Source organism: Alcanivorax sp. IL3 (assembly GCF_047495465.1).
In the GTDB taxonomy this organism is placed as follows: Bacteria; Pseudomonadota; Gammaproteobacteria; order Pseudomonadales; family Alcanivoracaceae; genus Alcanivorax; species Alcanivorax jadensis.
The window spans coordinates 577,939-597,684 of the sequence record NZ_CP179931.1 but is presented as its reverse complement, the minus strand read 5'-3'; the positions used below and the strand labels follow the sequence as shown (position 1 = coordinate 597,684).

19 protein-coding genes are annotated in these 19,746 nt (G+C 57.5%); 8 read left to right on the top strand and 11 right to left on the bottom strand.

Going from position 1 to position 19,746, the window contains the following annotated elements; genetic code table 11:
- Positions 1–53: 53 nt before the first annotated feature.
- A complete protein-coding gene (locus ACMG4M_RS02845) occupies positions 54–611 on the top strand; it encodes a gamma-glutamylcyclotransferase (RefSeq protein ID WP_414430686.1) in 558 nt (185 codons plus the stop codon).
- Positions 612–710: 99 nt separating this feature from the next.
- On the opposite strand, the gene ACMG4M_RS02840 is transcribed toward ACMG4M_RS02845, so the two are convergent.
- Positions 711–1,127, bottom strand: a complete 417-nt coding sequence (locus ACMG4M_RS02840) for a VOC family protein (RefSeq protein WP_414430685.1) — start codon at positions 1,125–1,127, stop codon at positions 711–713.
- A 93-nt stretch (positions 1,128–1,220) separates the two neighbouring features.
- On the opposite strand from ACMG4M_RS02840, the gene ACMG4M_RS02835 reads away from it, so the two are divergent.
- On the top strand, positions 1,221–1,805 hold the full coding sequence (locus ACMG4M_RS02835) for a TetR/AcrR family transcriptional regulator (protein ID WP_272975286.1): 585 nt from the start codon (positions 1,221–1,223) through the stop codon (positions 1,803–1,805).
- Complete coding sequence (locus ACMG4M_RS02830; protein ID WP_272975285.1) at positions 1,802–2,242, top strand: YchJ family protein; 441 nt, start codon at positions 1,802–1,804, stop codon at positions 2,240–2,242. Before ACMG4M_RS02835 ends, ACMG4M_RS02830 begins: the two co-directional genes overlap by 4 nt.
- 86 nt (positions 2,243–2,328) lie before the next feature.
- Here ACMG4M_RS02830 and ACMG4M_RS02825 read toward each other — a convergent pair whose 3' ends face one another.
- On the bottom strand, positions 2,329–3,795 hold the full coding sequence (locus ACMG4M_RS02825; RefSeq protein WP_414430684.1) for a flavin-containing monooxygenase: 1,467 nt from the start codon (positions 3,793–3,795) through the stop codon (positions 2,329–2,331).
- Positions 3,796–4,120: 325 nt separating this feature from the next.
- Between ACMG4M_RS02825 and ACMG4M_RS02820 the strand changes: the two genes are divergently transcribed.
- Positions 4,121–5,542 (top strand): fatty acid desaturase, encoded by a 1,422-nt coding sequence (locus ACMG4M_RS02820; RefSeq protein ID WP_349677496.1) that lies wholly within the window; start codon positions 4,121–4,123, stop codon positions 5,540–5,542.
- A 49-nt stretch (positions 5,543–5,591) separates the two neighbouring features.
- On the opposite strand, the gene ACMG4M_RS02815 is transcribed toward ACMG4M_RS02820, so the two are convergent.
- Complete coding sequence (locus tag ACMG4M_RS02815) at positions 5,592–6,620, bottom strand: AraC family transcriptional regulator (RefSeq protein ID WP_414430683.1); 1,029 nt, start codon at positions 6,618–6,620, stop codon at positions 5,592–5,594.
- Positions 6,621–6,785: 165 nt separating this feature from the next.
- Between ACMG4M_RS02815 and ACMG4M_RS02810 the strand changes: the two genes are divergently transcribed.
- Together ACMG4M_RS02810 and ACMG4M_RS02805 are read left to right on the top strand one after the other, a co-directional pair.
- The gene (locus tag ACMG4M_RS02810; protein ID WP_414430682.1) at positions 6,786–7,967 is read left to right on the top strand and encodes an alkane 1-monooxygenase; all 1,182 of its coding nucleotides are present in this window, start codon (positions 6,786–6,788) and stop codon (positions 7,965–7,967) included.
- Positions 7,968–8,159: 192 nt separating this feature from the next.
- The gene (locus ACMG4M_RS02805; protein ID WP_035246237.1) at positions 8,160–9,389 is read left to right on the top strand and encodes a saccharopine dehydrogenase family protein; all 1,230 of its coding nucleotides are present in this window, start codon (positions 8,160–8,162) and stop codon (positions 9,387–9,389) included.
- 169 nt (positions 9,390–9,558) lie between these two features.
- Here the strand turns inward: ACMG4M_RS02805 and ACMG4M_RS02800 are convergent, their stop codons facing one another.
- Entirely contained in the window at positions 9,559–10,320 is a 762-nt protein-coding gene (locus ACMG4M_RS02800) for an ABC transporter permease (protein WP_414431115.1), read from the bottom strand.
- A 5-nt stretch (positions 10,321–10,325) separates the two neighbouring features.
- Positions 10,326–11,288 carry an ABC transporter ATP-binding protein gene (locus ACMG4M_RS02795; protein WP_084573413.1) on the bottom strand — a complete coding sequence of 321 codons (963 nt, stop codon included), beginning with the start codon at positions 11,286–11,288 and terminating at the stop codon, positions 10,326–10,328.
- Between the two features lie 139 nt (positions 11,289–11,427).
- Between ACMG4M_RS02795 and soxR the strand changes: the two genes are divergently transcribed.
- On the top strand, positions 11,428–11,877 hold the full coding sequence (soxR, locus tag ACMG4M_RS02790; RefSeq protein WP_052042567.1) for a redox-sensitive transcriptional activator SoxR: 450 nt from the start codon (positions 11,428–11,430) through the stop codon (positions 11,875–11,877).
- 123 nt (positions 11,878–12,000) lie between these two features.
- On the top strand, positions 12,001–13,017 hold the full coding sequence (locus tag ACMG4M_RS02785; protein WP_272961617.1) for an isocitrate dehydrogenase: 1,017 nt from the start codon (positions 12,001–12,003) through the stop codon (positions 13,015–13,017).
- Positions 13,018–13,163: 146 nt separating this feature from the next.
- Here the strand turns inward: ACMG4M_RS02785 and ACMG4M_RS02780 are convergent, their stop codons facing one another.
- The 6 genes from ACMG4M_RS02780 to ACMG4M_RS02755 form a co-directional block, all read right to left on the bottom strand.
- Positions 13,164–14,810, bottom strand: coding sequence for a hypothetical protein (locus tag ACMG4M_RS02780; protein ID WP_414430681.1), 1,647 nt, complete (start codon positions 14,808–14,810; stop codon positions 13,164–13,166).
- Positions 14,811–14,945: 135 nt separating this feature from the next.
- Positions 14,946–16,118: a helix-turn-helix transcriptional regulator gene (locus ACMG4M_RS02775; RefSeq protein ID WP_272961619.1), complete on the bottom strand. Its 1,173-nt coding sequence runs from the start codon at positions 16,116–16,118 to the stop codon at positions 14,946–14,948.
- A 64-nt stretch (positions 16,119–16,182) separates the two neighbouring features.
- Positions 16,183–17,136 (bottom strand): helix-turn-helix transcriptional regulator, encoded by a 954-nt coding sequence (locus ACMG4M_RS02770; protein WP_272975277.1) that lies wholly within the window; start codon positions 17,134–17,136, stop codon positions 16,183–16,185.
- A gap of 129 nt (positions 17,137–17,265) precedes the next feature.
- On the bottom strand, positions 17,266–18,357 hold the full coding sequence (gene hemH, locus ACMG4M_RS02765; protein WP_272975276.1) for a ferrochelatase: 1,092 nt from the start codon (positions 18,355–18,357) through the stop codon (positions 17,266–17,268).
- A 108-nt stretch (positions 18,358–18,465) separates the two neighbouring features.
- Positions 18,466–18,873: an acyl-CoA thioesterase gene (locus ACMG4M_RS02760; protein WP_035246228.1), complete on the bottom strand. Its 408-nt coding sequence runs from the start codon at positions 18,871–18,873 to the stop codon at positions 18,466–18,468.
- A gap of 95 nt (positions 18,874–18,968) precedes the next feature.
- The gene (locus tag ACMG4M_RS02755) at positions 18,969–19,742 is read right to left on the bottom strand and encodes a hypothetical protein (RefSeq protein WP_272975275.1); all 774 of its coding nucleotides are present in this window, start codon (positions 19,740–19,742) and stop codon (positions 18,969–18,971) included.
- Positions 19,743–19,746: the final 4 nt, after the last annotated feature.

Here is a 19,746-nt window from a genome sequence, read left to right as displayed (position 1 = left end):
CAAGCAGTATAGCGCCGCTACCGTGAAGACACCGAACCGGGATCAAGAAAACCATGCTGGATACCTCCGCCGAAAACCGCCGTCGCCATTCTCTGGACCCACATCAGCCGGTGTGGCTGTTTGGCTATGGTTCTCTGATCTACAAGGCGGACTTCCCCTTTCTGGAACGACGGCCCGCGACCATCCACGACTGGGCACGTCGTTTCTGGCAGGGATCCCATGACCATCGTGGCACCCCGGACCGCCCCGGCCGGGTGGTCACCCTGATTCAGACACCGGGCGCCCTCTGCACCGGTATGGCGTACCGGATTACCCCGGATGTGTTCGAGCATCTCGACCATCGGGAGAAAAATGGTTACCTGCGCTTTCGCACTCCACTGACTTTTGCCGACGGGGATCAGGCGGACGGTCTGGTCTATATTGCCACCGAGGACAATGCCGCTTTTCTCGGCCAGACCGACGAACTGCTGATTGCCCGTCACATCGCCACCAGCCAGGGCCCCAGCGGCAGCAACCGGGATTATCTGCTGCAGCTGGCCGAGGCGTTGCGGGACATGGACGCTGAAGACGACCATGTCTTTACCATCGAACGGCACCTGCTCAACCTCTAGGCTTTGCCGTCTCCCGTTGGCGCTTTGCTCGCAAAGCGAAGGCTTCTGCCGGTCCGGGGTCTGAGATTCGCTTTGCATGCAAAGCTCCAACAGCGGCATTCACACCGCCTGCATATACCGATCCCAATAGCCATGCTGCGGCTCAATCTGCTCCACCACATCCACCCATAACCCGGACGGGTCACGCAGGCCGAAGCGGCGCTGGCCGAAAGGCTCGTCGCTGAGCGGGTAGTCCACCTGGCCGTCACTGGCCTGGAAATCCGCCAGCGCCTGACGGGCATCCTCCACTTCGATCTCCAGGCACAGTCCCTGCCCGCCAAAGGTCTCCGGGCCCGGTGGGGCTGAGGGATGATCCGGGCTCATGAACGCCACCACGCTGCCCTGCTGCTCGTCCCCCAGCAGCACAAACCAGTCGCTGTCGAACAGCACATCCAGGCCGAAATGCTGTTGCCAGAAATCCCGGCAGGCCACTTTATGCTCGGTGACCACGATGGGGTAACAGTCGCTGATCTTCATCTGATACCTCCTTGTGAATAAAACAGACAATCAGTCTGTTTTGAGTAAATAAAAACAAACTGGTAGTCTGTTTGTCAACCAGAAGAGGACATCATGGCCACCAATGCCCAACGTCGCGCCCAGACCCGCGGCTGCCTGATCAATGCCGCCCGCCACCTGTTTGCCGAACAGGGCTACGCGGACACCAGCACGGAGACCATTCTGTCCGGTGCCGGGGTGACCCGGGGCGCCATGTACCACCATTTCCACAACAAGGCGGAGCTGTTCGAAGCGGTTTGCGATCTGCTCAGCCGGGAAGCCATGGCAGCCATCGAGAAAGCCGTCGCCGGGCAGCGCGGCAGCCTGGCCACTCTGAAGGCCGGCAGCCTGGCCTGGGTGGATTTCATGGCCCGGGACGATGTGCGACGCATCCTGGTCGTCGAAGCCCCCTCGGTGCTGGGCCAGGAGCGTTGGCGGGCCCTGGACGAGCGTTACAGCTTCCCGCTGTTGCGTGAGGGCATTCGCGAAGCCATGGAAGAAGGCGCCCTGCACTTTTCCGGCAGCGCCGAAGGACTGGCCGTGTTGCTCAACGGCGCCATGAATGCGCTGGTACTGAATGATCCCTGGGCCGAGAATCTGCCCCGCTTGCGCCAGGATCTGCTGGCGCTGTTCGATTGCTTTAGTGGAGAGACCCCATGAGCGCTTGTCCCTGTCAGTCCGGACTGGACTACGCACACTGTTGCCAGCCTCTCCACCAGGGCAAGCCGGCAGCCTCACCGGAAGCGTTGATGCGTTCGCGGTTTTCCGCCTTTGCGTTGAAAAATACCGACTACATCGCCCGGAGTTGGCACCTGAGCCAGCGCCCTGTCGGGCTGGACCTGGATGACGACCAGCAGTGGCTGGCTCTGGAGATCATCGCCAGTGGCGAAGAGGGAGATACTGGCTGGGTACACTTTTGCGCCACCAGCAAGGATCGTCAGGGCTTGAGCGTACTCGAAGAACGCTCGCGTTTCGTGCGCGAAAACGGCCACTGGTATTACCTGGACGGCACACCCTCAGTCACCGCATTAAAGCGTGGCAGAAATGATCCCTGCCCCTGCGGTAGCGGCAAGAAATTCAAGAAGTGTTGCGGGTGATGATCAGCTTCTAGCTACCAGCGACGAGCTACAAGACAGAAAAAAACAGTGGAATTACTTCGTAGCTCGTAGCTAATTCTCTCCCGTCACGAAAACCGCAACAAGCCATCCTCCACCGGCTCTTCCAGTAAAATATGCTTATCCTTGCCGTAATGGTTGACCACCTTCCACGGGTGATGTCGCCCCTGGCGGGGCAGTTTATGGCTTGAACGTTTCACATACCCGGAGGCCAGGGCGTCCATGATGGATCTGTCTACCAGGGTCAGATCGCTGTCCCCTTCCGGGGTGACGACCGTCAGCCCTTCCGCGTCCATGTAATTGAGCAAGCGGCAAATATAGGCCGAGGCGATATCCGCTTTCAGGGTCCAGGACGCATTGGTATAACCGAATATCCAGGCCATGTTCGGTACGCCTTCCATCAGTACGCCCTTGTAAGTCATCCGCTCACTCACATCCAGAGGCTCGCCATCCAGCGACAGGCTCATTCCCCCCAGCACCTGCAGGTTCAGACCGGTGGCGGCAATGATGATATCCGCGTCCAGTTCGCGGCCGGATTTGAGACGAATACCGTTTTCCGTAAAGGTATCGATATGGTCGGTCACTATGTCGGCTTTGCCTTCACGCAAATCCCGGAACAGATCCGCATCCGGCACTGCACAGAGCCGTTCATCCCAGGGCTGATAAACGGGCTGAAAATGCGTCATGTCGAAATCTTTCCCCACATGACGTTTCACGTTGGACAGCAACAGCTTGCGGGTAAAGTCGGGATACTTTTTCGCGATCACATAGATCAGCCGCTGCAACTTGATATTACGCCAGCGGGCCATGCGGTAGACCCAACCGGACGGCAACACACGATCCAGTAATTCAGAAAACTTGTCGTAGGCAGGAACAGAAAAGATATAGGACGGTGATCGCTGCAGCATGGTGATGTGCGACGTTTCTTCCGCCATGGCCGGCACCAGTGTCACCGCTGTCGCACCGCTGCCGATCACCACCACCTTCTTGTCGTGGTAATCCAGGTCTTTGGGCCATTGCTGCGGGTGCACGCAGGCACCCTGAAACCGGTCCATACCGGGAAACTCCGGCAGATAACCCTGATCATAATTATAGTAACCGGTGCAGCCGATCAGAAAACGGGACAGAAAGGTTTCCGTTTCCCCGCTATCTTCGCGCTCCGCCGTTACAGTCCAGCGTTTCTCCGAGGAGGACCAGGCCGCCCCGGTGACCTTCAGACCATAATGAATATGCGGGCTGACCCTGTATTCATCGGCAGTCTCGTGAATATAGTTGCGAATGGATGGCCCGTCCGCCAGCACCTGCAGTTCGTTCCAGGGGCGGAACCCATAGCCGAAGCTGAACATGTCCGAATCGGAACGAATGCCGGGATAGCGAAACAGATCCCAGGTGCCGCCCATGGCCTGACGCCGCTCCAGAATGGCAAACGTCTTGCCGGCGCATTCTTTCTGCAGGTGACAGGCGGCGCCGATACCGGAAAGACCGGCACCGATGATAAGCACATCAAATTCGTGGTGGCTGTTGTTTTTCTCCATCCGTTGTCTCCCGAAAAATCCTCGAAAAACTGGCCCTGTGGCTTCTACAGCGGCAACAGTGACGCATCCCTTTCCTCCCTATCCCAACGTAATTTATCGCCGTTAACAATCTTTTTATTCGCACCACCGCACTGCAAATTCTTTCCGCGAAAAGCCCCGCAAGGTTGCCAAGTTAATACAAACCATGGCTTGGCCATCCGCAATATTGGGTATAGCTTAAAACTGAAACCGTGATTTCATCGCGGCGCATGACGTGAGCCTTTGCCGCCACGTTGAAATCAGCGATTAAGGTTCAAAGTGATAACTTTGCATGCAGGGTGGAGACATGAAATCAGCAGAACAAACCACCGCTTTTACAGACTGGCATGACGGCAAACGTTACCTATGGTTACTCAGCCCCGCCATTCCGGTACTGGCTGTGTCGTTTCTACTCATCTACATGTTTATCTGGGACTGGCCCGGCCTGCTCTGGGGCGGCCCCCTGTTGGTGTACGGCCTCATTCCCCTGGCCGACTGGGTCATCGGCACCGACACCAACAACCCGCCGGAATCTGCCGTCCCGCAACTGGAAGACGACAAGTATTATCGCCTGATCGTCTATGCCTATATCCCAACGCAATATCTCGCCACCATTATGGGCGCCTGGCTGGTAGCCCAGGGACAAACGCCGATGTGGGGATTGGTAGGCCTTGTCTTCAGTGTCGGCGCGGTGAACGGCATCGCCATCAACACCGCCCACGAACTGGGCCACAAGAAAACCAAAACCGAGCGCTGGCTGGCCAAGATCACCCTGGCACCAGTGGCCTACGGGCATTTCTTTGTGGAACACAACAAGGGCCACCACAAGAACGTGGCCACCCCGGAAGACCCGGCCAGTGCCCGCATGGGTGAATCTTTCTGGCGGTTCCTGCCGCGCACCATGATCGGCAGCGTCAAATCCGCCTGGCACATCGAGGCCCAGCGCCTGGAGCGTTGCGAGGATCCGCTGTGGTCGTTGAAAAACGAAAATCTGCAGGGCTGGTTGATGACAGTGGTGCTGTTCGGGCTACTGACCCTGTGGCTGGGCTGGATTGTGCTGCCTTTCCTGCTGTTGCAGGCGTTCTACGGCGCCTCCCTGCTGGAGGTAATCAATTACATGGAACACTACGGGCTGCTGCGCCAGAAGAAAGCCGACGGCCGCTATGAGCGTTGCGAACCAAGACACTCCTGGAACAGCAACCACATCGTGACCAACCTGTTCCTCTATCAACTGCAGCGCCATTCTGATCACCACGCCAACCCGACCCGGCGTTTCCAGGCGCTGCGCCACTTTGATGACAGCCCACAACTGCCCTCGGGTTATGCCTCCATGTTGATGCCGGCCTACATTCCCTTTGTCTGGTACCAGAAGATGGACCCGCTGGTATACCAGCACTACAAGGGTGACCTGACCCAGGCCAACCTGCAGCCGGGCAAACGGGAGAAGCTGCTGAAGAAATGGCAACAGCCGGCGGTGACCTATCACAGCGCCGACTCGGAACCGGATGTGGCGGAAGGCGCGGTGGCGGAAGCCCATCAGGCGGAGCAGGAAATCGACACCCCGCACCAGTTCCAGTGCCCCAATTGTGGCTATGTGTATGACGAGAGTCGCGGCGAAGAGAAGGAAGGTTTTCCGCCGGGCACCCGCTGGCTGCAAATCCCCAATGACTGGCCGTGCCCGGATTGTGCGGTGCGAGAAAAAGTGGATTTTGTCCTCAGGAAACACTGAGAGGACAACCCCGGCGAACCACTATCCCCCCCGTGTACGCCGGGGTCTTTTACAGCGCCCCCTCCTTGCGCATGGCGAGAGGGGGCATTCCAAACCAGCGTCGAAAGGTTCGGCTGAAGTTGGATGTATCCTGGTAGCCAAGCTTTTCGGCGATGCGCTCTATGGGCAACTGGGTTTCCGTCAACCACCAGGCTGCCAACTCACTGCGCACATCATCCAGCAATTGCTGATAACGGGTGTCTTCCGCTTTCAACTTGCGGATCAGGGTGCGGGGCGACATGGCAAATTTTTCCGCCATGATTTCCAGGGAAGGGAACTCACCCTGACAATCCAGTAGCACCAGGCTGACCTGTTGACTGAACGGCCCGCCTTTTTCCAGTTGTTTGAGCTGGTGTTCACAATCACGAATGGCATTGCGGTGCATGGCCGGGTCTGCGGTCAGGCAAGGAGATGCCAGTTGCTCTGCTGGCACCTCAATCAGAAAGCACTCCGCATCAAACGCCACCGGACAGCCAAGCAAACGTTCATAGTGCTCCGCCCAGGCCGGGCGCTCGAAAGGCAGGTGGACCCGGGCGCCACGGGAGCGGCCGGTGGACACCGCATCGGTCATCTGGAAAAAACTGCCCAGCAGGGCACCGAGCAAAAATTCCCGGCAGTCACCCAGGTCCGTTTGTTCCTTCAGCTGTAGCCGACCCCAGCCATCCTGCTCTTCAAAGGTTAGCTCGATCAGCTGCAGGCGCACCCCCACAAAGCGGGCCACCACAGACAACAATGTGCGTATATCCGGCGCCGAGGCGACCGCATAACCCAGAGCGCCGTGCGATGACACCGGCGTATTGCCGCCAATCTTCACCCCGATCCAGGGTTCCTGAGTCAACCGCAAGGCCCGACGGATCAACCGCGACAGCTGTTCCAGGCTGAGATAGCGATGCTCACTCAACAATTCCTGCCAGGCCAGCCGGGTACCGGAAAAGATATCCCCATCGCTGAAGCCTTCCTGCTTCAGGTGCGCGCAGAGCACACGGCTGTAGGTCGGATGAATGGCCGGCTTCAACCGGTCCATTTCCCCAAGCGCCATCGGATCCTCTCCTGTCAGTGAGTGAGTCCCTAGCCTACCCCTAAACGCCCTGTTTAATCTGTCACTTTATGACGATTTTTTGCCACCTCTAGGGGTGCTCGCCCCGGTCTTTCCGGAACACTATGAAGAAACTCAGATACCACCAATAACCAATGAGGTCATACCATGAGTCAAGCTGGCGTATTTGTCGGCCCTTCCGGCGTCGAGTACCGCGATCGCAAGCGGCACCTGTGGATTGTGTCTCTCTTTGTTCCGGGCACCGTTTTCCTCGGTCCGCTATTGGTGATGGCAACCGGAGAGCCCTGGCTGCTGTGGTTACCACTGGCATTCTATTATCTGGCCATCCCGCTGCTTGATGTGCTGATTGGCCAGGACCGCAGCAACCCGCCGGAAGAGGTGGTGCCACAGCTGGAAGCCGACCCGTTCTATCGGCGAATGACCTATGCCCTGGTGCCGATCCTGCTGAGCGCGTACCTGTTCGGCATGTGGTTTGTTGGCACCCACTCACTTCCACTACATGGCATCATTGCCATGGTACTGCTCACCGGCACCATCTGCGGTGCCGCCGGTATCAACCTGGGCCATGAGCTGGGCCACAAGAAAACGCGCACCGAGCGCTGGCTAGCCAAGCTGGTACTGGCGCCGGTGGGCTACGGCCACTTCCCCATTGAGCACAACAAGGGCCACCATCGTGATGTGGCCACCCCGGAAGACCCGGCATCCTCTCGTCTGGGAGAATCCATCTGGAAGTTTGCCCTGCGGGAAATTCCCGGCACCATGAAGCGGGCCTGGCACCTGGAAAAAGCGCGGCTGCACAAGGAAGGCAAATCCGTGTGGTCCCTGGACAATGAGATTCTGCAACCGGGTGTGCTAAGCCTGATCATCTGGAGCAGCATCATCGCCCTGTTTGGCTGGAAAATGCTGCCCATTATTGCCGCCGCTACCTTGTGGTCCTACCTGCAACTGACCTCCGCCAATTACGTGGAACACTACGGTCTGCTCCGCCACAAGGATGCCAATGGTCGCTATGAACGCACCCAGCCGCACCACAGCTGGAACAGCAACCACATGTTCTCCAACTGGGCATCTTTTCATTTGCAGCGCCACTCAGATCATCACGCGCACCCCGCACGCCGTTACCAGAGCCTGCGTCATTTCGAGGGCCTGCCGACGCTCCCCAACGGCTACTTCGGTATGTTCCTGATCAGCTATATACCGCCGCTGTGGTTCAAGGTCATGGACCGACGCATGCTGGAACACGCCGGTTATGAAGCCGCCAACATCAACTTTGATCCGGCACGGCGCGATGCACTGATTCGTAAATACCAGATCAAACAGACCACGTAGTCTGCACCGGGTATGGCATTTGCCCCACCCTCCTTGGTGGGGCTTTTTTTGTCGCGAACACCCGCTGTTTGGCAAAGGATAGGGGTACTGAGCCTTTTCCCGGTTACGTTTACCCCTATCAATCCCTTAGGATAGGACCATCATTGGACAGTCGTTCCGATTTCGCTTTGCGTTCATTTCCAAGGAGTTCCCATGAGTGATGCACAGTTTGACGTGGTGGTGTTTGGCGCCACCAGTTTTGTCGGCCAGATTCTCTGCCAGTACCTCACTGACACTTATGGGGTGGATGGCGATCTGAAATGGGCGGCGGCAGGCCGATCCAAAGACAAGCTGGAACAGGTAAAGGCCCAGCTGGGCCAGGCCGGCAGCGCGCTGCCACTGCTCACCGCCGATGCCAACGACGACGCCAGCCTGGACAGCCTCTGCGCCCAAACCCGGGTAGTGGTGTCCACCGTGGGCCCTTACGCGCTCTATGGTGAACCCATGATTCGTGCCTGTGTAACCAGCGGCACCGATTACTGCGACCTGACCGGTGAAGTGCAGTGGATTGCCGCCATGCTGGAAGAATATGAAGACCAGGCCAAACAGAGTGGTGCCCGCATCGTGCACTGCTGCGGCTTCGATTCCATTCCCTCGGACATGGGCACCTACTTCCTGCAGCAGCAGGCCCAGGCCCGCTTCAAGGCGCCCGCCACCCGCGTAAAAATGCGCGTAAAGGTCGCTAAAGGCGGCGTCTCCGGCGGCACAGTGGCGAGCATGATGAATATTGCCGAAGAAGCCGCAGGAGACCCGGCCCTGCGCAAGAAACTGGCCAACCCCTATCTGCTGTGCCCGCCGAATCATGGTTTCAATGCCCGTCAGGACAGCATCAGCATGCCCCGCAACGATGAAGACTTCGGTGCCTGGGCCGCGCCTTTCGTGATGGACGCCATCAACAGTCGTATCGTGCATCGCTCCAATGCACTCAACGGCAAGGCCTACGGCGACAACTTCACCTACAACGAAGCCATGCTGGCCGGACCGGGCATGGGCGGGCGCATGAAGGCCCTGGGTATCGGCACCGGCACCGGCCTGTTCTTCGCCGCCGCTGCCATCAAACCGACCCGCTGGCTGCTGAACAAGTTCGTGGTGCCACAACCCGGCGAAGGCCCCAGCCCGGAAGCCCAGAAAGCCGGCTTCTATGACATCCGCTTTTTCGGCGTTACCGACAACAACGACAGCATCCGCGTGAAAGTCACCGGCGATGCGGACCCGGGCTACGGCTCCACCGCCAAGCTGCTGGGCCAGGCGGCAGCGTGTCTGGCGCAGGATCTGCCTGCGGATGCCCCCGGCGGTTTCTGGACCACCGCGTCCCTGCTCGGCGACTCCCTGCTCAAGCGCCTACAGGAAAAAGCCGGCATGACCTTCAACGTGATCGACTGACACCTACCCGATAGCTGCTTCGGAACCACTGGGTTCCACCGCAACTGCCGAAACCTGGCGATATTAATAATAAAGAGGTAAGCAAAGAGGCCGCGCCCAATTTATGGGCGCGGCCTCTTTCGTTTCAGGAGCCAGGAACAGTATTCCTCAAGCTTTTAACTATTTACTGTTAACTCTTAAGCCGATATCCCGTCCGAAAGATCCACCACACCAGCGCGATACAGATCGCCAGGAAGAACAGGGTCATGCCGATGCTGATACCGATATGTACGTCAGCGCTGCCGAAGAAGCTGTAGCGGAAACCACTGATCAGGTAAACCACGGGATTGAAGAGAGTCACGGTTTGCCAGAACGGTGGCAGCATGTCGATGGAGTAGAAGCTGCCGCCCAGGAAGGTCAGCGGGGTGATGATCATCAGAGGGATAATCTGCAATTTCTCAAAGGTATCTGCCCAGATACCGATGATAAAACCGAAGAGACTGAAGGTGATCGCGGTGAGCAGCAGGAAGCTGATCATCATCAGCGGGTGCTGCACCTCGTAGTCCACAAACAGCCTGGCGGTAATCAGGATCAGTATTCCCAGAATGGTGGACTTGGTAGCGGCCGCCCCCACATAGCCGATAACGATCTCCACATAGGAAACCGGTGCCGACAACACTTCATAAATGGTGCCGGAGAACGTGGGCATGTAGATACCGAACGAGGCATTGGAGATACTCTGCGTCATCAGCGACAGCATGATCAGGCCGGGAATGATGAAGGCCCCGTAGCTGACCCCGTCGATTTCCACCATGCGCGAACCGATGGCAGAACCGAACACCACAAAATACAGGGAGGTGGAGATCACCGGCGACGCCACGCTCTGCATCAGGGTGCGCCAGGTCCGCGCCATTTCAAATTTGTAGATGGCGCGAATGGAGTACATGTTCAATTTCATCAGACCTCTCCAGCTGAGCTGGCGTTTGCAGGTGCAGGCTGGCCGTTGTGGACCAGATCCACAAAAATATCTTCCAGTGAGCTTTGCCGGGAATGCAGATCCTTGAACTCGATGCCGGCCGCATTCAGAGCCCGCAGCAACTCGGCAATGCCGGTGGTTTCCTGGTTGGCGTCGTAGGTATAAACCAGCCCGTAGCCATCTTCCGACAGCGCCAGGGCGTCGTCATCCAGGGTGGCCGGCAGGCTTTGCAGTGGCTCGGCCAGGTGGACGGTGAGCTGCTTGCGGCCCAGCTTCTGCATCAGGCGGGCCTTGTCATCCACCAGAATGATTTTACCTTCACGGATAATACCCACCCGGTCAGCCATTTCTTCGGCTTCCTCGATGTAGTGGGTGGTAAGAATGATGGTCACCCCCTGCTCGCGGAGCTGGCGCACCATCTCCCACATCTCCCGGCGCAGTTCCACGTCCACCCCGGCGGTGGGCTCATCCAGAAACAGGATTTTGGGTTCGTGGGACAGGGCCTTGGCGATCATCACTCGCCGTTTCATACCGCCGGACAGCATCATGATCTTGTTGTCTCGCTTGTCCCACAGGGACAGAACCTTCAGCACTTTTTCGATATGGGCATCATTGCGGGGTTTGCCGAACAGGCCACGGCTGAAGCTCACCGTATCCCAGACCGTCTCGAAGGCATCCGTGGAGAGCTCCTGGGGCACCAGGCCGATGGCGGTGCGCGCTTCCCGATAGTCACGAACAATGTCGTAACCGTCCGCCAGCACGGTGCCACTGGAAGGATTGACGATGCCACAGATGATGCTGATCAGGGTGGTCTTTCCGGCACCATTGGGGCCCAGCAGGGCAAAAATCTCCCCGGCGTGAATATCCAGATTGATGTTCTTCAGGGCCTGAAAGCCTCCCTGATAGATCTTGTTCAGGTCTTTCACGGAAATGACAGCACTCACCACTTTCTCCTTCACTGGGCCCGTCGAGGAGCCTCATTATGCCCGAAATGGCACCCTCTCGCTGGCATCAACGATCAGAATTTGGCAGCATAAAACCTCAAGTTAGATTAAGGTTGCCCAACATGTCCAAGGGATCCCCATGACGCTGACCTGTACAGACGATATCTTCAAGGCCCTGACCGTGGGCGAGGTCGCCGAACGCAGCGGCGTGGCTGTTTCAGCCCTGCATTTCTATGAGAAGAAAGGCCTGATCCAGAGCTCACGTAGCGCCGGCAATCAGCGCCGCTATCACCGTGATGTATTACGCCGGGTCGCCGTCATCAAGGTAGCCCAGCGCATCGGCATCCCGCTGGTGGAAATTGCCGAGGCTCTGGACGAACTGCCCGATGGCCGCAGCCCCACTGCCCGTGACTGGAAGCGCATGTCGGCCAAATGGCGCGGGCATCTGGACGAGCGCATCAATGATCTGACCGTGCTGCGCGACCAGCTCAATGAGTGTATCGGCTGCGGCTGCCTGTCCATCAAGGCCTGCCGACTACGCAATCCCTTTGACACCTTGTCCGAGAAAGGCCCGGGGCCGCATTTCTAGGGATTTTTCGCCCTTTCAGAGCCCCGGCCGGCAACCCTTCCGACCTTGGTCGGCATTCATTTTGCCATCTGCAGCGGGCACAATGTGATTCCTGCAACACCCTTTCCGCAATCAGGAGGCAGCATGAACAAGAACACCGTAACCGTTATTCCCGGCGACGGAATCGGACCGGACATCGTCGATGCCACGGTACGGGTACTGAAAGCACTGGATTGCGGACTCGAGTTCGAATATGCCATTGCCGGTCAGGCCGCGCTGGACAAAGGACTGGATCTGGTACCGGAAGAAACCCTCGCCGTACTCCGCCGCAATCGCCTGGCCCTGAAAGGCCCCATCACCACGCCAGTGGGCGGTGGTTTCACGTCCGTGAACGTGACCCTGCGCAAAACCTTCGACCTGTTCGCCAACGTGCGCCCGGCCCTGTCCATTCCCGGGGTCAAATCCCGTTACGACAACGTGGACATCATGACCGTGCGGGAAAATATCGAGGGTATTTATTCCGGCCTGGGCCAGACGGTCAGCGACGATGGCGAGACCGCCGAACTACGCAGCCGCATCACCCGCACGGAATCCGAGCGCCTGCTGCGCTTTGCCTACGAGACGGCGGTAAAACAGGGCCGCAAGAAGGTCACTGTGGTGCACAAGGCCAATATCATGAAGTCCACCTCCGGCCTGTTCCTCGACGTGGCCCGCAAGGTGCGCGAAGACTATCCGCAGCTGGAGCATGAAGAAATGATCGTGGACGCCTGCGCCATGCAGCTGGCCATGAACCCCCATCGCTTCGATGTGATCGTTACCACCAACCTGTTCGGCGATATCCTTTCCGATCTGTGTGCCGGCCTGATCGGCGGCCTCGGCGTGGCTCCCGGCGCAAACATCGGCGAGCATGGCGGCCTGTTCGAAGCCGTGCACGGCAGCGCCCCGGACATTGCCGGCCAGGGCATCGCCAACCCAACTGCCATCATGCTGGCCGGGGCCCTGATGCTCGACTACATCGAGCTGCATGACAAGGCCAAACAATTACGTCGCACCGTGCGTCAGGTGGTAGGCGAAGGCGAAATCGTCACCCCGGATCTGGGCGGCCGTGCCAGCACCAGCGAATTTACCGATGAGCTGGTGAGAAGACTTCAGAGCCTTTAGTTATGGTCGTGCCATAGACAATGCTTAACCTCTTACCAAAGAGTTCGAGATCGGTCTATCGATGACGACTTTTTACAAAAGGCCTGCCAATAAATATAAAAAAGGGGACTGCTCGCCCCCTTTTTTACTTTAGTTTTTGCTATGCATTATTGGGCAGGCGCATTTTCTTTAATCGGGCTTGACACATCACTCATGAAAAACCCGAGAAAACTCTCCGTACCACCATCCACATGACGAAAATCAACAAGCGCTGAATCAGAATCGCCGCTCTTGATGGGAGCAATTCTCCAGCTACCGGTGGATTGGTCAGGCATGGTTTCAATAAATACCAAGGTGCCGCTTTCTGTGGCTTCCCAGGGCGCATCAATGGTGCTTGATTCTTCGTCCTCGGTACCGGGAGAGAAGGTCATCGTGCCCGTGCCATCCGCGTTGAGAGAAATATTGGCATTGTCATCTTCGCCAACCAGATCAATGCTGAAGTCAATCTCCATCCCTTCGAAGAAGCCATCTTCCTCACGCTCGACAAAAACAGTACTGGCGTTACCGTCAAGGTCCTCCAGCTCCACAGCGAAACGACCAACACGACTGAAACTAAAGGCTCCGTCCACTGCATGAGTAAAAGTCAGGTCACCCCACGGAGGGGTCTCATAGGACTCAAGTGCATTAGGGGAATCTGCATCATACAGACCACCCGGACCATCCGTTTCAACCTCAACATTGGTAATATTGAAAGCGTCACCGCTAACCGAATAGGTCCCCCACTCGGAAGAAACGGCTATCGGGGAGTCTCCCTCATAGGATTCCTCATTGGCATTGTGAGCGATGGTGTAGCGGGAACTGTCCAGAATGGTTAGCACATTGAAAGCGCCGCCCTCTTCTGCCAGGTACCAGGCCCCGACAAGGGAGTCCGTCGAGCTTTCAACCGCTGAAAACGTCACCGTGTTTTCCACAAACTGATCATCAGCCAGCTCTTCAGACACAGTAAGAATGAACTGATTATCAACTAACTGTAATGTTACAGTCTCACCTGACAGATCAGACAACCCACCAGTACCATCTGATTCGCCGGACACCGTAAGGGAGAAGTCGCCCGATACGGGATCCCAAGTGTATGTTCCCCATTCAGCAGTCGCTGCCTCTTGATCACCATCATCAGCATTCGAATGAGCAATGATATAGCGACCACCGTCCAGGAAACTCAATACATTGCTGCCAAAATCGTCTTTAAACAGCCAGCTTCCGCGCAAATCCGCCTGCTGAGAGGCGGCGAAATGCGCCTCGGCCTCTTCTTCGGTTACCAGGGTCTCGCCGATAGCCGTTTGCGCCTCGGTCTCAAAGGCGGCAGCAGGCTGATTAACTTCCACCTCCTTGCCAATAAAGTCATCAAGGGTTTGCTGGCTAATGGAAATGCCGTTGTCAGGATTGCCGTCATCATCCAGGGTCTGAAGCAAGCGCAGCACATTGGTGACAACATCCGCATCGTTGCCATCAGCCATATCCGCTGGCGTGACGCGCCCGGTCGCCGTTACGGCGGGCAACTGAGTATCACCGATCCTGAAGGTGACGGTGTCCCCTTCGACATAGTCGTATTCCCCAAACGCATTGGTCTTGCCACTCTTGTTGCCTGGCTGGGTCTGGTACTGGATGCCCGCTACCGCACTATCCGTGAATACACCCGTTTTAGAAGGCGCCTCTGGCTCAGTGCTGCCATTACCGCCAGACGATGATCCGCCACCACCACAGGCCGTCAAGGTCACGGCCAGCGCCAAGGCTCCATACTGGAATGTTTTCATTATCCCTCCGGTTTTTTTAACAGTAGCACTAGGCTAGTCAAGCCACTCGCGCCGCACATCCCCCAAATTGGGGATAAGCATTCACTCACCGTAAAACCGTTTTTTGCATTATTGAAAGGGAATAAAAAAAGAGAATCAGCCTACACTTGATAGCAGAAAAGGAACGCGGGGCTGGTGGACCTGTCGTTGCACAGGGAGAGCCCTGACTAGCTTGGTAAGCTGGGCCTGACTGGTGATATCGGTCTTGATAAAGATGCTCTTTATCTGACTACGTATCGTGTGCAGTGAAACATTGCCACTAGCGGCAATATCCGCCGGCTTTTCGCCCTGCGCAACCCGGGCCGCAACACGCGCTTCCGCCGGGGTAAGATCCAGCAAGGAGGCGAGTTTGCCAAGATCCATCTGCGACTGCTGTTCACCATCCACCAGATAGATAGCCACGTGGGCAGGAACCGGCATCAGGCCGCTGTCTGCATCCGGGTGCAGGGGCATGACCTGCATGAGCAAGGGCGTGCGCCCGTAACGCCAAACCGGGACGACGCCGCCGGTGACCGGGGTATGCACATGACTGTCATCGAAAGAAGCGACGAGCAGCCTGTCCAGCAGATCTTGTGCGGCCTTGTCCTGTAGGCGAAGTTTTCTGGCGTGCATGCGAAGAGAGGGTTCCGCACGTAGCATTTCCCAAGCGGACTCGGAGGCGTACACCACCTCTTTGCGAGCATTGAGCAACAACATGGAACTGAACCGGCCCTGTTGCTCCAGATAATCCTGTTGCTGTTTACGCTGGTGAATCATCGCCTCAAGCCGAAGAGCACGGCGGATATGTGGCGTCAGGGCATTGAAGGCATTGGTCTCGTCACGGGTAAAATGACCCTGGCCACCGGTACGCTGCATAAACATCTGTATGGTCTGGCCTTCGTGCTGCCAGACGGTTCCACTGGCGCCATGGTGAATATCCAGCCCACGGGCCCAGTCATTGAAAAATTCGGACCGGTAGAAGGTTTTCTGGTCGCAGATACCATCCAGAAACGAGGAATAGAATTTACCCGGCGGCAGCGAAGCCAATCCGGGTCGCCAGGGGCAAAGATTCACATAATGTTCTACAAAGGCCTTGTGAGCACTGGCATCGGTATTGACCTGCACGCCGTTGAACACTTGGTCGGCATCCTTGTTCATCACCAGGATTCGCGCCGAACGACTGCCAGACAAGCTCACCATCCGGTTTAGAAACTCCTGCCAGCCGGATGCTTCATAGGGTGCGTAATAGAGGGCATCCAGCAACGCATTCAGCCCTTTGCCAACAAACATAACTCGCCTCTTTCACCCTCTGTTCAATGGCAACATTACAAGATTATCGCCTCTATTTGATGCTTTATACCGGCAAGTTAAGCACCAGCGCCGTCAGCTGTGACTGGGAATGCGCCCCGGTCTTACGATAAATATTTTTGATGTGATGGCGGACGGTGTGCACAGAAAGGCTCAGCTGATCAGCAATTTGCCTTGGCTTTTGACCGCGCGCAATTCCATTGGCAATCCGCGACTCCGACTCGGTCAACCCCAGCCACTGTCCAATCAACTCTTCTTCACTGTTTCCCTCGCCCGGGTCCGCAACGATAAAGATCGCCAGTAACCCATGTGACAGAAACAAGGCTTCATCCCGATGCTGTACCGTGCTGACCAATAATCGCATGGACTCCTTACCGGCGTCGCCAATGTTCACCATCCCGGTGTATTTTCGCGTTAGGCATTCCTGTATGAGAGTATCCAGCTCAGCCTGAGACTGTCGACGGAACACTCTCAGGCGACTTGCTTCGAGCCTCACCGAGGCTGTTTCCATTAATTGTTTCTCTGCTTCCGTGGACACGAAAACCACATCTCGCTGACCGTCCAGAAGCAGCATGGCTCCCTGTTTTTGCCGGTAGACCGCCATCTGACGATCGTCTATCAGTCTGGCGGCCTCCTCCTGACGCAGTGCTCTGGCAATGTGCGGCATCAGCCCTTCAATCAATTCCTTTTCAGCGCCCCCAAACCCACCCTGCTCTGCTGGACGCTGCACAGTCAGCACCAGTAGTGCATCGCCCGCATCATGGCGAACATCACACAGGGTGAGCGCTTGCCCGCCATGATTACGGGACTCTGCGAGGGAGCGGGGACTCTGATAACAGCCCATTCGCTGGTGGTTCTCCTTGTCCAGCATCAACAGTTGAGCGGATTGCCCGCCGCTCAATACACTGATCCGGTCCAGGCAATCCTGCCATCCATCCCTTTGATGCGCCGCGAAGTAAATCGCGTCCATAATCTCTGCCAGATCCTTGTCACGCGACACCCCAGGCCCCTCCCTATCTCTTGGAATTCAGAGTAATTTGGCAGCGCTATCCGCGCATCCCCCAAATGGGGGACCGATAGCAAAACGCCCGCATAAGCGGGCGTTTGAGGCAAGAGAGGGCGATATGGGCTAGCGGTCCGCGCCCTGTTGGCGGGCTCGATGCTGTCGCTCGCTCAGGCCCACGGCATCATTTTCCGGCAATTCCCAGCCCTGCAGATTCTCTTCAATCAACTGGGTGAGCGCATCCAGGTGGCCAGGCTGAGCATTCAATGCCGGGATATAGGCAAACGCTTTTCCGCCGGCTTCCTCGAAATAGCCACGGTTCTCCACGTCGATTTCCTCCAGGGTTTCCAGGCAGTCAGAAGAAAAGCCCGGGCAGAACACCTGCACGGATTTCACTCCCTCCTCCGGCAACGCCATGAGGGTGTGATCGGTGTAGGGCTTCAGCCATTCCTCACGGCCGAAGCGGGACTGGAAGGTGGTGAGCCAGTCGTCGTCGCCCAGCCCCAGGCGCTCCGCCAGCAGCCGTGAGGTCTTGTGGCATTCACAGAAGTAGGGGTCGCCATTGAGCAGGTATTTTTTCGGTACCCCGTGGTAGCTAAAAATCAGCTTGTCTGCCGTGCCGTGTTCGGCGCGAAAGGCCTCAATGTGTTTGGCCATGGCATTGATGTAGGGCGGGTAATCCGGGTAATGGCTGATAAAGCGCAAGTCCGGCAGCCAGCGCCGCTGCATGAAGTCCTTGGCAATAGCGTCGAAGGTGGACGCATTGGTAGAGGCCGAGTACTGCGGATACAGGGGCAGCACGACCAGCTTGCGCACGCCGGCCTCTTCCATGGCCTGCAACTGGCTGGCGATGGAGGGGTTGCCGTAACGCATGGCAAAGCGGACCTCGATGTCGTCTCCGAACTGGCTCTGCAGTCGCTCACGGATGCCCGCACACTGGGCTTCGGTGTGCACCATCAGCGGCGAGCCCGCATCCGTCCAGACACTTTTATAGGCATGGGCGGAACGCGGTGGGCGGATCACCAGAATCACCATGTGCAGTATGAAAAACCAGATCAGCCGGGGGACTTCCACCACCCGCGGATCGGACAGGAATTCGCGCAGATAACGGCGCAGGGCACCAGTCTCCGGTGCATCCGGCGTACCCAGATTCGTGACCAGCACTCCCAGTTTCTGTGCCTGGCGGTGATCAAAATTGTTCTGCCCCTGATAAGCCATCCATTCCTCGCTGCCGTTACGTTGGGGGATCAGTGTGACCGGTAGTGTAGCGCTGCGGCGTCAAGGTGACATACGCGCCATGACTATCGGTCTGATCAGAACCGGAAATTACAGGGTCTCTGCCAGCTCTCCCTGATGCTCGCTCAGTACCTGGCGAAACTCGTCGGGGATCGGCGCCGAGGCCTGTTTGTCGTGCTCGAAGTAGACCTGCACCGCCTTGCCCCGGGCCACCAGTTTGCCGTTCTGCCAGGCCTGCTGGGCCACCACGAAGGAGCTGTTGCCGATTTTCTCAATGCCAGTGCGCAACAACACATCACTGCCGTAATAAATCTGACCGACGAAATCCACTTCTACCCGGGCCAGAATCAGTGGCAGCGCTGACGGATCACTGCCGCCCCCGAACAACTGGAACAGGGGCGCCCGCCCGGTTTCAAACCAGCCGGTGACAACGGTGTTGTTCACATGACCAAAGGCATCGGTTTCGTAAAAGCGGGGCGTGACGGTGAGTTCAAACATGGGGACGCTCTCATGGGGACTGCGGGGGCGTCATGATACCCGAGACGCCCCCCGGCCTGAATCTTTAGCAGCACCCGGGCCGGCAAGTCGTCATCTTATTCCCCACGCAAACTGGCCAGGGCCTTTTTGCGACGATCCACTTCTTCGCCAAGGCTGTCTCGGGCGGCTTCCTGCTCTTCCACCCGCTCAATCAGGGCTTCCACCTCCTGGCTGGCCTTTTCCATGGGCTCACCCAGTCCACCGACAGCTTCGGCGTTTTCTTCCAGCACAGCCAGTTCGGCCCGTGCCGCCATCAACTGCACCTGGATCTGCCGCAGGGTGTGATCCGCTTCCGCCAGGGCGGACAGGCTGTTATCCAGCTTCGCCTCCAGCTCCTTTTCCAGCTCAGCGAACTCATCACTGTCTTCGGCAATGACCTGCCAGCCTTCAAAGCGGCGCTCGAAATCGTCTGCCACCATACCGCGAGGCAGAACCTGTTCATCCAGCGTGGTCACCATGTTTTCTTCACCATTACCGCTGATGACCTGTACAGAAGCGGTCAGCTCCCGCTCTTCACCCGACTCCATGGCCGTGCGGGTAACCACGCGCTGGCCGATGTCATCCACATAGCGAACTTCGCGCAACGGGCTCTGCAGAGCCAGCACGGCCTCCACCTTGTAGGTGGTAATTTCTTCGGGGCCGGTCTGGTTGTTTTTCTGGTCTGCGATATCCAGATCAGCTACCTGCCAGTAACCCAGCTCCCGGGTTTGCAACGCCTGGTCGATGGCTGCTGCCAGGCGTTTTTCCTCGCTATTCATGCCGCAACTGACGAGCAGCCACGCTGCTGCCAAAAACAGACCGACAATCGCTGCGCCTCGTTTCAATGACATCACC